We start from the raw sequence: 14490 nt of genomic DNA, 5'->3' as shown, positions 1-14490 counted from the left end.
CTCCCTCGCTCGCCTTCATCCTCTTCCTCCCTCGCGTCCGGATCCGCTACCCTCTTCCCTCCTCCCGAACTCCCGCCCATGCACCTCGGCGCCGGCTCCGTCCTCATCGACAAGTACCGCCTCGAGCGCCCGCTCTCCCGCGGCGGCATGGGCTCGGTCTGGGTCGCGCACCACCTCCAGCTCGGCACGCCGGTCGCCGTCAAGTTCATGGACCCGGCCTACGCCAACTCGCCCGCGTTCCGCACCCGCTTCGAGCGCGAGGCGCGCGCGGCCGCCCAGCTCAGGACCCCGCACGTCGTGAAGGTGCAGGACTTCGGCATTCACGAGGGCGTCCCGTACCTCGTCATGGAGCTCCTCCAGGGCGAGGACCTCAACGCGCGCCTCCTGCGGCGCGGCCGCCTCCCGCTGCTGGAGGCGCATCGCATCCTCGCCCAGACCGGCAAGGCCCTGCGCAGCGCGCACGACGCCGGCCTCGTCCATCGCGACCTCAAGCCCGCCAACCTCTTCCTCGCGCGCGTCGACGGCGAGGACGAGGACATGGTGAAGCTCCTCGACTTCGGCATCGCCAAGGAGACCACCTCGAAGCTCGTCGCCGACGCCTCCACGACGGGCGAGGTCATGGGCTCGCCCCACTACATGAGCCCGGAGCAGCTCCGCGCCGAGCGCGACGTCGACGCGCGCAGCGACCTCTGGGCGCTCGGGGTCATCCTGTTCCGCATGGTCACGGGATACCTCCCCTTCCCCGGCGACGTGCTCGCGCAGGTCATGACCAGGATCCTCGTCGACCCGATCCCCTCCGCGACCCAGCTCGCTCCCGGCCTGCCCCCGGCCATCGACGCCTTCTTCCACCGGGCGCTGGCGCGCGATCGGGCCCACCGGTTCCAGACCGTCCGCGAGCTGGTCGACGAGTTCGCGCGCATCGCGGGCGCGCCGCGGTTCGCGTCGTCCGTCTCCGACGCGCACGGACCGTTCCCCCTGGCCCCCACCGGCTTCGTTCCAGGGGCGGCGACGCCCCTGCCCGGAATGATGCCACTGGGGCCAGGCGGCACGACCCCCGGCGGGCCGCTCGCTCCATCACCGGCACCGGCGCCGCTGGCGGGCGCTGTCTCGGCGGGCACGCTGACTGGCACGATCGATCCCGCCAGGCCGTCCGGTGGACGCCGCTCCGTCGCGTGGACGACGTGGCTCATCGCCGCGGGCGCCGCGGCTGCCGTCAGCGGGCTCGGCGTGATGCTCGGAGCGTACTATGGCGGGCAGGCCGAGCCTCCCTCTCCCGCAGACGCCCCGGCGACCGCCGAGCTCACGGCCTCCGGCCCGGAGATCACCCCCCGCGACGCCCCGCCCGCGCCCCCTGCGAGTCGCCTTGCTGCAGAGACGTCGACCGCTGCACCTCTCGTCGTGCCGTCTGTGCCGGCGACGGATGCGGGTTCGGACACCGCCTCCGAGCCATCAGCGCAAGATCCCACGCCGCCCAGCGAGCCGGCGGCCGTTCGCGCCGGCGCGCCGGCAGCGGGTCGCACGGGCGCGCCGAGCGACGATCGCGGCCCTGTTGCGCCAGCCGCCGGCACACAGGCCCCGAGCGGCCCCGCCCCCCACAGCACATCCCCTCGGCGACCGTCTCCGCCGACAACCCCCAGCCCGCCGCAGACGTCGAAGCAAGCGAAGCCGCGCTGGGGGATCTGAGGGAAGTCGAAGGGCGGGGAGCAGCGGTCTCCAGGGCTCCGAGAGCACGCTTTTCCTTCCGGGAAGCCCCTGGGCCGAGGCCGTCGCTGCGCAGCACGGCGGCAGGGCGGCGTGCTGCGGAGCCGCTGCACCGTCACGCCCTGCGTGGAACGGGTGGACAAAAGCTTCCGTCACGGCGCGGAAGAAGTACGGTTTGCGCTCCAGGGTGGGTAAAGTACGGCTGTACGCGTCTTCCGAACCGCAGCTCCCTGGAACACCGCTGGACTCATCATGACGACGAACCGCCCGCTGCTGTGGACCTTGAGCATCGCCGTCGCCTTGCTGGCACCTGCCGCCGGAGCACAGCAAGCGGCCCCTCGGGCCGAGGCGCAGGAGAGCGACGCGCTGACGGACAGGGCGCGCCAGCTCTTCGAAGACGGGGTGAAGGCGGCCAACGCGGGGAAGTGGGCCGACGCGCACGCTGCGTTCCTGGCGGCGTGGGGGCTCAAGCCGCACTACCAGATCGCCTCGAACCTGGGCGTGGCCTGCCTCCGGGTGGGCAAGCCCCGCGACGCGGCCGAGTACCTCACGCGCTACCTCCGCGAGGCCCCCGCGACGAAGGTCCAGGAGCGGCAGCGCGCGGAGGCGTCGCTGCAGGAGGCGCGGGCGCAGGTCGCGGAGGTCACGGTCCGCGTCGCGCCGGACGGGGCCGAGGTGACCGTCGACGGGGCGATCGTCGGGCGAGCGCCGCTCGCGGATCCCGTGTTCCTCGACCCGGGGCCGCATGAGGTCGGAGCGAAGCTCGACGGGTATGTCCTGCAGACGCGCTCGGTCGAGGCGACCGCGGGCGGGACGGAGGCGGTGGTCCTCGATCTGCAGCGCACCCCGGCGCCCGACGCGACGCGCGCCGGCGCGGAACAGATCGGCTTGCCGGCTCCCGAGGTGCCGCGGGGCAGCGGGAGGACGGCGGCGCTCGTCACGGGTGGGGTCGCGACCGGCGTTGGCGCCGCGGCGGGCGTGCTCTTCATGGTGCTCGCGAACAACAGGGCCGGAGATGCCGAGACGCAGAAGACCGCGCTGCTCGCCGGAGAACGGAACCCGTGCACCGCCCGGCCCGCTCCAGCGGCGTGTACAAAGCAAAGCCAAACGGTCGACGAGAGCGCGCTCTACAGCAACGTGGCGTTCTGGAGCTTCGCGGGGGCCGGCACGGTCGGCCTCGGAACGCTGATCTATGCCCTCGTGAGCGGCCCCGAGGCGCGCGTGCAGGTGACGCCCAGGGTGGGAATCAACGACGTGGGTCTCTCGGTGGGTGGGGCGTTCTGACGACCGGGACCTGAACTCAAGACGATGGAGAATGGCTGATGCCTCGGACTGCCCGTACCGCCGCGCTGCTCGTCCTCGGAACGACGGCCGCCGGCCTTGATCTGGCTGGCTGCTTCCCGTACTCGAACCACGACGATTGCAAGCACAAGCCCATGTTCTGCAGCGACAACGGGGGTGACGCAGGAGGAGCGGGAGGCGTGGGCGCCGGAGGGACCGGGGGCGCCGCGGGGAGCGGCGGCGCGGGCGCGGGCGGGAGCGGAGGAGCTGGGGGGAGCGGAGGAGCCGGGGGAGGGCCGCCGCCCCTGGTGTGCGTGCCCAGCGAGCAGGGCTGGACCGCGGATGCAAGCTGCGGCGTGTTCGTGTCGGCCACGGCGAGCGACGGCGGGAACGGGACGCCCGAGGCACCGGTGAAGACGCTCGCCGAGGCCATCGCGCTCGCCGCGCAGCTCGAGGACGAGCAGGCGCGACGCGTGTACGCGTGCGCCCAGGAGTTCGAGGAAACGCTCACCGTGACTTCGAGCGTGACCGTCTTTGGCGCGCTCGATTGCACCGCGAACTGGCGGTGGGGGGATCAACCGAAGACCACGCTGACGGCGACGCCCGGAGCCGTGCCGCTGACGATGCGCGTCGTCGGCGGGGCGGTGCACCTGGAGGATCTCCATATCATCGCTCCGCCGATCGTCGAGGAAGACGCGGGGACCTCCGCCATCGCAGCGATCGCCGATCACTCCAAGGTCGACCTGGTCCGGTGTGTGCTCGAGGCAGGGGATGCGGCGCCCGGAGCCTCGGGGGCCGCGCCTCCTGCTCCGCGCGAACAGGCACCCGACGGCACCGACGGCAATCCCGCTTGCTCGGCAGCTGCGGTGGCAACAGCGCCGCCGGAGACGAATGATTGCGGCACCGCCCTGGATACCACCGACGACTCGCGCGGCGGTCGGGGAGGAAATGGTCGGGATGATCGCGGGACGTCCGGTGACATTGGCTATCCAGACGAAAAGAGCAACGACAATGCCGGGGGATACAATAGTTCAACCGCGACGTGCAGCGCGGGCAGGAGGGGTAGCGACGGCGACCTTGGCATAGCTGGCGCAGGAGCACGCGGCGTCGGCCAGCTCTCCAGCACCGGCTACGCCGGTAAACCCGGCGGTGATGGCCAACGCGGGAAGACCGCCCAGGGCGGTGGAGGCGGCGGAGGCTCCCGCGGGAGCACCGAATGCCCTGATACCAACGATGGCGGCGCCAGCGGCGGCAACGGCGGCGCAGGCGGCTGCGGCGGTGCAGGCGGCAAGGGCGGCGCTCCAGGGGGGTCCAGCATCGCCCTGGTGAGCCTCAGCTCAAAACTCACGTTCCATGAGGTTCACCTGATCGCTGGCGATGGCGGCCGAGGCGGCAACGGCAACACCGGCCAGATCGGCGGGTTGGGTGGGAACGGCGGGGCGGGCGGGGTGGGCCAGTATTTTGGCCCCAACAATTCCATTCGTAATGCCTGCGCCGGCGAGAAGGGAGGCCAGGGAGGCACCGGCGGCAAGGGCGGCGGCGGTCAGGGCGGCCATTCCCTCGGCATCGCCTTCCTGGGCACGTCGGACACCATCCCGTCGCTCGACGGCGCCACAATCGAGTTCGGCGCGGCCGGCGCCGGCGGCGAAGGCAGCGCCGTCGCGCAGGACGGCGCCCCGGGGCTAGCGCTCCCGCTCCTGGACTTCGCGTCTCCACCGCCTGCGCCAGAGCCGTAAGGGCCCCTCAGCCTCTCCGCCTCGGTCTGCTCCTCACCCGCGCAGAGCTCCGGCGGCCCTCTGCGACACGCTGAAATTCAACTCGACCGCCCACGGCTCCCATACGCCACCCCGCCATGAGATTCCGCCGACGACTCAGCCTGGGTCTGCTCCTCGTGCTCGCGCTCCCGGCCGTGCCGGCTACTGCGGTTTCCCAGCCAGCCCCGTCGACCGCGCAGACCAGGGCGGCGGCCCGAGCTCTCGCCGACAAGGCCTGGGAGCACTTCGACGCCAGCCGCTACGAGGAGGCGCTCACAGCCTTCCGCGAGGCGGACGCGCAGGTCCACGCGCCGCCGTTCCTGCTCTTCGCGGCGCGCTCCTGTGAGCGGCTCGGCCGCCTGCTCGAGGCGCGCTCGCTCTACCAGCGTGTCGTGGACGAGCCGCTCGCGGCCAGCGCTCCACAGGAGTTCCAGCAGGCCCAGGCGGACGCCCGGGTCGAGCTCACCGCGCTCGCATCCCGCATCCCGACCCTGGAGATCGCGGTCGCGGGCGTGGCGCCGGGCGCGGTGGAAGTGACGCTGGACGGCGAGCGCGTCGTCCAGACCGGGCCGGTGGAGCGCGACCCCGGCGAGCACGCGGTGACCGCGACCGTGCGGGGCCAGCGCCCGGTGACGAAGACGATCCGGTTGAGCGAGGGGGGGAGAGAGCGCGTCACCTTCGATCTGGCGCCGCCCCCCGCGCCGGCGGTCGCGACGCCAGCCCCCTCGCGCCACGCGCGCGAAGACGCAGGGATGGATGTGCGCGGCGCCGCGCTCGTCGGCGGCGGGGTCGCGACGGGCGCGGGGGTGGTCGCGGGCGTCGTGTTCACGCTCGTCGCCAACGCCAAGGCGAGCGACGCGAAGCGGCAGTGGCGCGTGGTCGATGCCATGGAGGGCGAAGCCGTCGACTGCAGGTACCCCGCTGGCTTCAACCAGACGCAGGAGTGCGGCGAGCTGCGCTCGCTGGTCGACGATCAATATCTCTTCAGCAACCTGGCCCTGTGGAGCATCATCGGCGCAGGCGCCAGCGCGATCGGGACGCTCGGCTACGTCTGGCTCGCTGCGGCGCCGAGCGAGCCGGAGCACCAGGTGCGCCTCGCACCGCTCGTGCTGCCGGGCGGCGGCGGGCTCGTCGCCGGCGGCGCCTTCTGAGTCGAGGAATCCATGAATCGACCGTTCAAGAGGGGGATACGGCTGGCCGCACGCGGGGCCTCGACGCTGGTCCTGGCGTCGTTCGCGGTGGCGAGCCAGACAACGAGCTGCCTCGGCCCCGACTGCAGCGAGCTGCATCGATGTGGAGACGAAGGCGGGAGGGGTGGCGAGGCAGGCGACGGCGCAGGGGCGGGCGGCGCCGCTGGAACCGGCGGCGCAGGGGCGGGCGGCACCGCTGGAACCGGGGGTGCCGCAGGCGCAGGGGGGGCAGGGGGAGAGCCGATACCCGTGGGGTGCGTGCCCAGCGACCAGGGCTGGACCGCGGATGCGAGCTGCGGCGTGTTCGTGTCGGCCACGGCGAGCGACGGCGGGAACGGGACGCCCGAGGCACCGGTGAAGACGCTCGCCGAGGCCCTCGCGCTCGCCGCGCAGATCGAGGACGAGAGCGCGCGACGCGTGTACGCATGCGCCGAGGAGTTCGAGGAAACGCTCACGGTGACTTCGAGCGTGACCGTCTTTGGCGCGCTCGATTGCACCGCGAACTGGCGGTGGGGGGATCAACCGAAGACCACGCTGAGGGCGACGCCCGGAGCCGTGCCGCTGACGATGCGCGTCGTCGGCGGCGGGACGGTACACCTGGAGGATCTCCATATCATCGCGCCGACGATCGCCGAGAACGACGCGGGAACCTCCGCCATCGCAGCGATCGCCGATCACTCCAAGGTCGACCTGGTCCGGTGTGTGCTCCAGGCAGGGGATGCATCCTCCGGGGCCTCGGGGGCCGCACCTCCCCCTCCGCGCGAACAGGCGCCCGACGGCAGCGACGGCAATCCCGCTTGCTCCGCGACTACAGTGACAACACCACTGCCGGAGACGAATGATTGCGGCACCACCCTGGATACCACCGACGACTCGCGCGGCGGTCGGGGTGGAATTGGCCTGCAAAATCGCGGGACCTCCGGCGACATAGGCTATCCGGACCAGAAGAACAACGACAACGCCGGGGGATACAATAGTTCAACCGTGATGTGTGGCGCGGGCAAGAGGGGTAGCGACGGTGACCCTGGCGCACCTGGCGCAGGGGGAGACGCCGTCGGCCAGCTCTCAAGCACCGGCTACGCCGGTAAACCCGGCGGTGATGGCCAACGCGGGAAGACTGCACAGGGCGGCGGGGGTGGCGGAGGCTCCCGCGGGAACACCGAATGCCCTGGAACCAACGATGGTGGCGCCAGCGGCGGCAACGGCGGCGCTGGCGGCTGCGGCGGTGCAGGCGGCAAGGGCGGCTCTCCAGGTGGCTCCAGCATCGCCCTGGTGAGCCTCGACGCAAAGCTCACGTTCCATGAGGTCCGCCTGATCGCCGGCAAGGGGGGCCAAGGCGGCAACGGCAACGCCGGCCAGATCGGCGGGTTGGGTGGGAACGGCGGGTCAGGAGGGTTGGGTTCGAGCGCTACTTTCGTGAGTGATGCGTGTGCCGGTGGGGATGGAGGCAAGGGCGGCACCGGCGGCAAGGGTGGCGGCGGTCAGGGCGGCCATTCCCTCGGCATCGCCTTCCTGGGCACACCGGACAATATCCCGTCGCTCGACGGCGTCATGTACGAACTCGGCAACGGTGGCCCCGGCGGCGCAGGTAGCGACGTCGCTCACAATGGTGCCCCGGGGCTGGCGCTCCCACTGCTGGACTTCGCGTCTCCACCGCCTGCGCCAGAGCCGTGATGCCCCGCCGGCATCTCCGCCTCGGTCTGCTCCGGCAGACGTTCGACGGCCTCGCAGGGACATCGCACATCGTTCGACCGAAACCCGACCTCGTTCCAGGATGCACGCCATCGATAACTTCCGTCCGCTATCCCGCCTCGATTTCTGGCTGCGGGACCGCGATGGTTGGACGCCTCGCACCGGTCGTTCGAAGCCTCCGACCCACTTCCGAGGCCTTCCACTGATTTTTGAACGCTCGCACCGATCGTCCGAAGCCTTCGACCGCTTTTTCGAAGCCTAAGATGGCCGGCCAATAGCCAGGGATCGCCAAGCTCAGGTCTGCTGTCCTGCCGAAGGCGACATGCGCCCTCAGTTCCTCGGATGCCTGGCTCCCCCGCGCCCAACACCGCTCAGGGAGCGTAGGGGTCCTTCTTCTTCGCCTGGTCCCGCAGGCAGTTCGTCCGCATGAACCCTGTCTTGCCCGCACAGGGATCCACGGGTTGCCGCCGGACCGCCGGTGGCTGCGCAGACCTCGACGGCGCGGGCGCAGGCTGCACCGGAGGCTGGATCCTGGGCTGCGCCGCAACCACCGACCGCACCGGCGCGGGCGCCGCAGCAGCCGGCGGCGCCGTGACCACCGGCGCCGCCGCCGCTGGAGTCGGCGCCTCCACCGCCGGCAGGCTCCGCTCCACCGGCTCCGTGCCCGCCGGCCCCGCGTCCGGCGCGCTGTTCGCCCCGCCGGCATCCACCGGCTCATCCACCCTGGGCGGCTCAGCCGCCACCGAAGCCTGAGGCGCAGCGGTCGCAGGCGGGGGCGGCGGGTCCGGCGGCCTTGCAACGCTCGCCGCGCTCTCGATCCCGGCCTCCGGCAGCGCCTCGATCCCGGCTGCGCTCTCCGCGGGCGCTGGCGAGCGCAGCGCGACGAAGAGCGCTGCGCCCACCAGGCCAGCTGCGCCGGCGGCGAGCGCCGCGATAGCCGGGCCCGGAAGGCGCTTCCATCCTGCCTGCCGCCGCGGAGGCGTCCGCGGCGCCTGCAGAGGCACCGGCGTTGCGCGCGCTGCCCAGGGCGACGGCTGCGCGCCTCGGCCTGCCTCCGGGCCCGGCACGAGCGGCGCGGTCGTCGATTTCCCCGGCTCACCGTGGCCCCATGCGGGCGGCGCGCTCAGCGCCGCCTCGGCGCTCGCCATGGCCTCCGGCTCGAGTCTCTGGGTCAGCTCGGCGTTCCACTCCGGCGCAGACGCCCCGCTCGCCATCGGCGACACCGGCGCCCCACTCGCCGTCGGCGACACCACCGCCCCGCTCGCCATCGGCGACACCACCGCCCCGCTCGCCATCGGCGACACCACCGCCCCGCTCGCCGTCGGCGGCACCGCCGCCCCGCTCGCCATCGGCGACACCGCCGCCCCGCTCGCCGTCGGCGACACCGCCGCCCCTGCCGGCGCCCCGCCGGGAAACGCGGGCGCCTCCATCGCCGCCACCTGCCCGCCGCCCCCACCGCCCCCGCCCCCGACAGCGAAGCTCGCCCTCGCCCTCGCCCCCGCGGCCGTGTACCCATCGAGGAGGTCCGCCACCTCCGCCGCCGACCCGATCCGCTCGTCCCTGTGGCGCGCCATGCACCGCGCCACGAGCTCCACGAGCCCCGGGTCCACCCGCCGCACGTACCGGGAGACCTTCGGTATCTCGCCCGTCAGGATGCCGGTGAAGACCGCCCTCGCGTCCCCCTGGAACGGCCGCATGCCCGTCAGCATCTCGAACAGCACCACGCCGAGCGACCAGATATCGGCCCGGTGGTCGACGTTCGGCTCGGCTCTCACCTGCTCCGGGCTCATGTAGAGCGGCGATCCCACCGCGCCGCCCGTCGCCGTGCGGATGCCGTCGTTCACGGCGAGGTTCTTCGCGACCCCGAAATCGAGCACCTTCACCACCGGCTCGTCCATGTCCGGCTCGCGGTGCAGGAAGATGTTCGCCGGCTTCAGATCGCGGTGGACGATGTGCAGCGCGTGCACCGCCGCGAGCCCCCTCGCCACGTCGCGCCCGATCGACGCCGCCACATCCGCGTCGAGCCGCCGCCTGCGCACGAGCAGGTCCGCGAGCGTCTCTCCGGTGAGCAGCTGCATCACCAGGAAGGGCTCGCCGAACTCGGTCTCCCCCATGTCATACATGTCGATGACGTTGCGGTGCCGCAGCGCCCCGCCATTGCGCCCTTCGCGCTGCAGCCGCCTCCGGAGCTCGGCATCCGGGCGGTGAATCAGCTTCAGCGCCACCTCGCGCGACGTGGACAGGTTGAGCGCCGCCCACACGACGCCCATGGATCCCTCGCCCAGCCGCCGCACCAGCTTGTATTTCTCGGCGATCACCAGGCCGGCAGCTATCTGCGTGAAGGATGTCGACATCGAGCTCAGCTAGGGTGGGTCGAGGCGCGTCGCCGCGATGGGCGAGGTCGCTTTACCTATCGCAAACGAGAGGGCGGCGCGGAAGGTAGCACGCTCTCCGCCGGGGTCCCTCGGGCGCTCCACCTCGCCGCGCCGCAAGAGATACCCCGCGGCCATGCCGATCCCCAGGAGGAGCGCCGCCGCGACCACGGCCATCGCGATCCACACGACAGGCGAGCGGGCGGGCACAGGAGGCGGCCTCTTCGGCTCGGAGAGCGGATCGAGCGGCACCGTGCCGCCGAGCGACAGCGCCTGTCCGAGGGGAGCGGCCGGACGCGCCAGCGACGGGCTGGACGCGCTGGCCGCTGATCGATAGGCGGCCGCCTGCTCCGGTGACATCTTGATCGTCCCGCGGTCCCCCAGCAGGGGATGGCTCGCCATCCGCTCCCGATGCCCCGGTGCCGCCGCCCCGCCCGCCGCCGGCTGCTCCGGCCATGCGCCCGCCGCCGGCTGCCCCGGCCATGCGCCCGCCGCCGGCTGCCCCGGCCATGCGCCCGCCGCCGGCTGCCCCGGCGACGCGACCGCCCCGCGCGGCCCCGACACCGGCGTGTTCGGGTGTCCCTGCGGGGCCTGCAGATGCGCCACGGACGCCGGGAGCGGCGTCCCGGTCGCCGGCGTCGGCGTCCGCCCGGGAGCGGCCCCACCCCACGACCCGCGCCCGAGCTGCTGCGGGATCTCGTGCCGCAGCTCCGGCGACGACCCCGGCCTCGAGGGCACGCGCTGCGGCGCCGGCGGCGTGACGAACGGCTCGAGCGCCGCCGCGACCTCGGCCGCCGAGCGCGGTCGCTTCTCGCGATCGCGCTGGAGACACTGCGTCACCAGGGCATCGAGGCCGGGATCGATCTGCCAGACGGACTGGGACACCGCCGGGATGTCGCCGTGCAGCACGCTTCTCAGGAGCTCATGCGCATTGCCCTGGATCGGCCGCCTGCTCGTGAGCATCTCGAACATCACCACGCCGAGCGCCCAGAGGTCCGCGCGCGTGTCGATATCGCTCTGCGCCAGCACCTGCTCAGGGCTCATGTACGCCGGCGAGCCGATGAGGATGCCTGTCGCGGTCTTCACCTGTTGAGGACCCGCGAGGAACTTGCTCACGCCGAAGTCGAGTATCTTGACGATGGCGTCGCCCTCGCCAGGCTCGGTGTGGAGAAAGATGTTGGACGGCTTCAGGTCGCGGTGGATGATGCCCCGCTCGTGCGCGGCGGAGAGGCCGCGCGCGATGTCCCGAGCGATGCGCGAGGCATCGTGGATCTCCAGCTTGCGCTTGCGCTTGAGCAAGGACGCGAGCGTCTCGCCGGAGAGCAGCGGCATGACGAGGAACGGGTCGCCGTTCTCCGCCTCGGCCGCATCGTAGATGTCGACGATGTTCCGGTGGCTCACGGCGCCGCAAGCGCGCGCCTCCCGCAGCAGCCGGACGCGGAGCTCCGGGTCGGGCCGCACCAGCAGCTTGAGCGCGACCTCCCGAGAGGTAGCCTCGTTGTGCGCCGCCCAGACGACGCCCATCGCCCCTTCGCCGATCCGCCGGAGAAGGCGGTATTTGCCGCAAATGAGCGCACCCGGCGGCGGCGCGGCAGGAGCCGAAGGGGACTGCATGGGGTAGTCTCGCTGGAAGACGGACGTGGCAGCAGGTCGACGGTGCTTCGGAGAAGTGTCGCAGGTGAGGCAACGCACCGTCAAGAAAAGCTGCTGGCCGGGCTCGCGGAGCGCGAAGCCGGCTCCGGCGCTCCCGGTGCGGGCACGCGCTCAACGCGCGTGATCGTCGCCGCCGCCTCGCCGCTACCCAGGAGTCGCGTCGCGACCGTGGCGACATCTCCGAAGAAGCAGCGCGGGCCGCGGAGAGGCCGAGTCTATTTCTTGCGCTTCGCCTCGCACTTCTTCCTGTCCAAGAACCTGAGGTGCTCGCACGAGGCGGCGGATGGAGCAGCCTTCGCGGTCTGCGAGGTCGCCGGCTGCGAGGTCGCGGGAGGCACAGCGAGCGCCGACTTGCCCGGCTTCACGTCGCTCGCCGTCCGCGGCGCCGAGCCCGCGCCGCCGTCAGGCGCCGACGCACCTGCGCCGTCGCCCGCCGGCGACGCCCCCGCCGTGTTGCTCGCCGGAGGGGCGCTCGGCGCAGGCGGCACGGGCGGCGTCAACGCCGAGGAGCCCGGCGGCGCGTCCGCGGACGGCGCCGGGGGCTCCGCGTTCGGCGGCGGCGCTCCCCCGCGCTCCGGCGCGGCGACCGTGTCTCCTCCGGCGCGGTCCACCGACGGCATCGCGCTCCCGGACACTTCCGGCGCGGCCGACGACGTCTCCGGCGACCTCAGCGAGATGAGCATCCCCACGAGGATCAGCGACAGCGCGGCAGCCACGATCGCGAGCGTCGCGGCCGTACGCTTGCGCCTCGGTTCGCCGCCGTGCGGGGCCCGCTCCTGAGCGTCCTGGGCCTGGTGCACCCCGACCTGATGGACCGACGGATGGTTGGAGACGAGCGGGGTCGTCGACGAGCTCCCGGCCTGGCGCGGCGCGCCCGTCGCCGTGGTCGCGCCCGACCTGGAGTCCGAGGCGCTCGCGCCCGCTTCCGGGCCGGGCCACGCGGCCGGCGCCGAGTTCCAGCTCGGCTGCGCGGCGATGCCTCCCGGCGGCAGCGCGCCGGCAGGGCCGAGGCCACCTGGCCCCGCCCCTGCCTCGGGCATCGGCGGCGCGTTCATGCGCACCGTCATCGCCCAGGAGCCCTGCTGCGGCGCCGCCACGGGCGCAGGCTGCGCCGGAGCGGCTTGCACCGCGCTCGCCTGGGACGGCTCCGGCGCTGCAAACGCCGCCACCGACGACGACGGGGGCCGGGGCGCAGCGGCGGCAGGCCCCGCCGCCGGATAGGTCCCCGACCCGGCGCGCGGCCCAGCGGCCCCGGCCGCCTCCGCGTTCCGCCGCGTGAGGGGCAAGGTCGCCACGTCCTCGTCCCGCAGCGCGCGCACCACGGACGCCGCGGCCAGGTGCTGGCCCGAGCTGCCCGGACGCCGAGGAACCGCGCCCGCCGCATGGCCGGCGCCCGACGCTGGCCCCCCATCCGCCGCGCGGCTCATGCCCGACGCCGGCCCCGCAGCCCCCTGTCCCGGCCCCGGCGACCTGTGCGCCTCAGGCGACTCCTGCACCGGCACCGGGGCCCGCGGCCCCCCACCGAGCAGCGCCAGCGGCAGCGCTCCCGCGCCCCCCTCGACGCTCCCCGACCGGTTCGCCACCGACGCGGGGTACGCCACCGACGCAGGCTGCGCCGCGAACGCCGACCCGGGTTGCGCCATCGACCCAGGTTGCGCCGCGAGCGCCACCGTGCCGCCTTGCGACTCCTCCCAGCCGCCGTCCACGTCCTCGTCCGGGAGCGCCCCCCGCCCCTCCGGCGACGACTGCCGCTGCGCCGCGTCCCTGCCCGGACCCGCGCCGCGCTCCGCGTACCGATCGAGCAGCGCCGCGACCTCCGCCGCCGATCCGATCCGCTCCGCGCGATCCCTGCGCATGCAGCGGGCGATCAGGTCGACGAGCCCCTGGTCCACCCGCCTCAGGTACTTGGACACGGTGGGGATCTCGCCCGTCAAGATCCCCATGAACACCGCCTGCGCGTCCCCCTGGAACGGGCGCATGCCCGTCAACATCTCGAAGAGCACGACGCCGAGCGCCCAGATGTCGGCCCGGTGATCGACGTTCGGCTCGGCCCTCACCTGCTCCGGGCTCATGTAGAGCGGCGACCCGACCGCGCCGCCCTGCACCGTGTGCAGGCCGTCGTTGACCGAGAGGTTCTTGGCGACCCCGAAATCGAGCACCTTCACCACCGGCTCGTCCATGTCCGGCTCGCGGTGCAGGAAGATGTTCGCAGGCTTCAGATCGCGGTGGATGATGTGCATCGCGTGCGCCGCCGCGAGCCCCCTCGCCACGTCTCGCCCGATCGACGCCGCCATGGGCGGGTCGAGCCGGCGCCGCCGCGCGAGCAGCTCGGCCACGGTCTCCCCCGTGAGCAGCTGCATCACCAGGAACGGCTCCCCGGCCTCGGTCTCCCCCATGTCGTAGATGTCGATGACGTTCCGGTGCCGCAGCGCCCCGCAGTTGCGCGCCTCGCGCTGCAGCCGCAGCCGGAACTCGGTCTCGGGCCGGTGGATCAGCTTCAGCGCCACCTCGCGGGCCGTCGCCACGTTCACCGCCGCCCAGACCACGCCCATCGCCCCCTCGCCGATCTGGCGCAGGAGCCGGTACTTCTTGTCGATCAGCACACCGGACGCGAGCAGTGTCGAGCTCTTCGGCGAGGGCATCATCGGCTTTCCGGAAGCGCGGCGCGCCCCGCCGCCACGGAGCGCGCACCGACGGCCGCGACCAGCAGAGCGAGGCGAGCCACGGCGCCCCCACGGCGCCCCCGCCGCCCGGCGCTCACGCCGCGCGATCCGTCAACCACCTGCGCCCGCGCGACATGACATCCGGTCCCCAGGTCCACGGGACAGCCTCCTGTGCGGGCATCCT

8 protein-coding genes are annotated in these 14490 nt (G+C 73.1%); 5 read left to right on the top strand and 3 right to left on the bottom strand.

The features are described 5' to 3' along the window. The first annotated feature begins 78 nt into the window (after positions 1 to 78). The 5 genes from WMF27_RS08140 to WMF27_RS08120 all read left to right on the top strand — a co-directional run bounded on the left by WMF27_RS08140 (position 79) and on the right by WMF27_RS08120 (position 7600). Positions 79 to 1683, top strand: coding sequence for a serine/threonine-protein kinase (locus WMF27_RS08140; RefSeq protein WP_437769484.1), 1605 nt, complete (start codon positions 79 to 81; stop codon positions 1681 to 1683). Between the two features lie 270 nt (positions 1684 to 1953). Continuing rightward, entirely contained in the window at positions 1954 to 2985 is a 1032-nt protein-coding gene (locus tag WMF27_RS08135; RefSeq protein WP_437769485.1) for a PEGA domain-containing protein, read from the top strand. A 38-nt stretch (positions 2986 to 3023) separates the two neighbouring features. Further along, positions 3024 to 4718: a hypothetical protein gene (locus WMF27_RS08130; RefSeq protein ID WP_437944060.1), complete on the top strand. Its 1695-nt coding sequence runs from the start codon at positions 3024 to 3026 to the stop codon at positions 4716 to 4718. 116 nt (positions 4719 to 4834) lie between these two features. Then, positions 4835 to 5887: a hypothetical protein gene (locus tag WMF27_RS08125; RefSeq protein WP_437769487.1), complete on the top strand. Its 1053-nt coding sequence runs from the start codon at positions 4835 to 4837 to the stop codon at positions 5885 to 5887. A gap of 297 nt (positions 5888 to 6184) precedes the next feature. Beyond that, positions 6185 to 7600 (top strand): hypothetical protein, encoded by a 1416-nt coding sequence (locus WMF27_RS08120; protein ID WP_437769488.1) that lies wholly within the window; start codon positions 6185 to 6187, stop codon positions 7598 to 7600. Positions 7601 to 7989: 389 nt separating this feature from the next. Here WMF27_RS08120 and WMF27_RS08115 read toward each other — a convergent pair whose 3' ends face one another. From WMF27_RS08115 to WMF27_RS08105, 3 genes are all read right to left on the bottom strand, one after another. After that, on the bottom strand, positions 7990 to 9972 hold the full coding sequence (locus tag WMF27_RS08115; RefSeq protein ID WP_437769489.1) for a protein kinase domain-containing protein: 1983 nt from the start codon (positions 9970 to 9972) through the stop codon (positions 7990 to 7992). A 9-nt stretch (positions 9973 to 9981) separates the two neighbouring features. Then, positions 9982 to 11604, bottom strand: coding sequence for a protein kinase domain-containing protein (locus tag WMF27_RS08110; protein WP_437769490.1), 1623 nt, complete (start codon positions 11602 to 11604; stop codon positions 9982 to 9984). 254 nt (positions 11605 to 11858) lie between these two features. Further along, entirely contained in the window at positions 11859 to 14288 is a 2430-nt protein-coding gene (locus WMF27_RS08105; protein ID WP_437769491.1) for a protein kinase domain-containing protein, read from the bottom strand. Positions 14289 to 14490: the final 202 nt, after the last annotated feature.

The sequence above is a fragment of the Sorangium sp. So ce281 genome (genome assembly GCF_051527395.1).
In the GTDB taxonomy this organism is placed as follows: Bacteria; Myxococcota_A; Polyangia; order Polyangiales; family Polyangiaceae; genus Sorangium; species Sorangium cellulosum_B.
Note: the sequence above shows the minus strand (reverse complement) of the source record. Positions and strands in the feature narration are given on the sequence as shown.

Bases quoted from the DNA above. Each gene is read 5' to 3' on its own strand.
- WMF27_RS08140 (WP_437769484.1), top strand. From the start codon at position 79: ATGCACCTCGGCGCCGGCTCCGTCCTCATCGACAAGTACCGCCTCGAG.
- WMF27_RS08135 (WP_437769485.1), top strand. From the start codon at position 1,954: ATGACGACGAACCGCCCGCTGCTGTGGACCTTGAGCATCGCCGTCGCC.
- WMF27_RS08130 (WP_437944060.1), top strand. From the start codon at position 3,024: ATGCCTCGGACTGCCCGTACCGCCGCGCTGCTCGTCCTCGGAACGACG.
- WMF27_RS08125 (WP_437769487.1), top strand. From the start codon at position 4,835: ATGAGATTCCGCCGACGACTCAGCCTGGGTCTGCTCCTCGTGCTCGCG.
- WMF27_RS08115 (WP_437769489.1), bottom strand. From the start codon at position 9,972: ATGTCGACATCCTTCACGCAGATAGCTGCCGGCCTGGTGATCGCCGAG.
- WMF27_RS08110 (WP_437769490.1), bottom strand. From the start codon at position 11,604: ATGCAGTCCCCTTCGGCTCCTGCCGCGCCGCCGCCGGGTGCGCTCATT.
- WMF27_RS08105 (WP_437769491.1), bottom strand. From the start codon at position 14,288: ATGATGCCCTCGCCGAAGAGCTCGACACTGCTCGCGTCCGGTGTGCTG.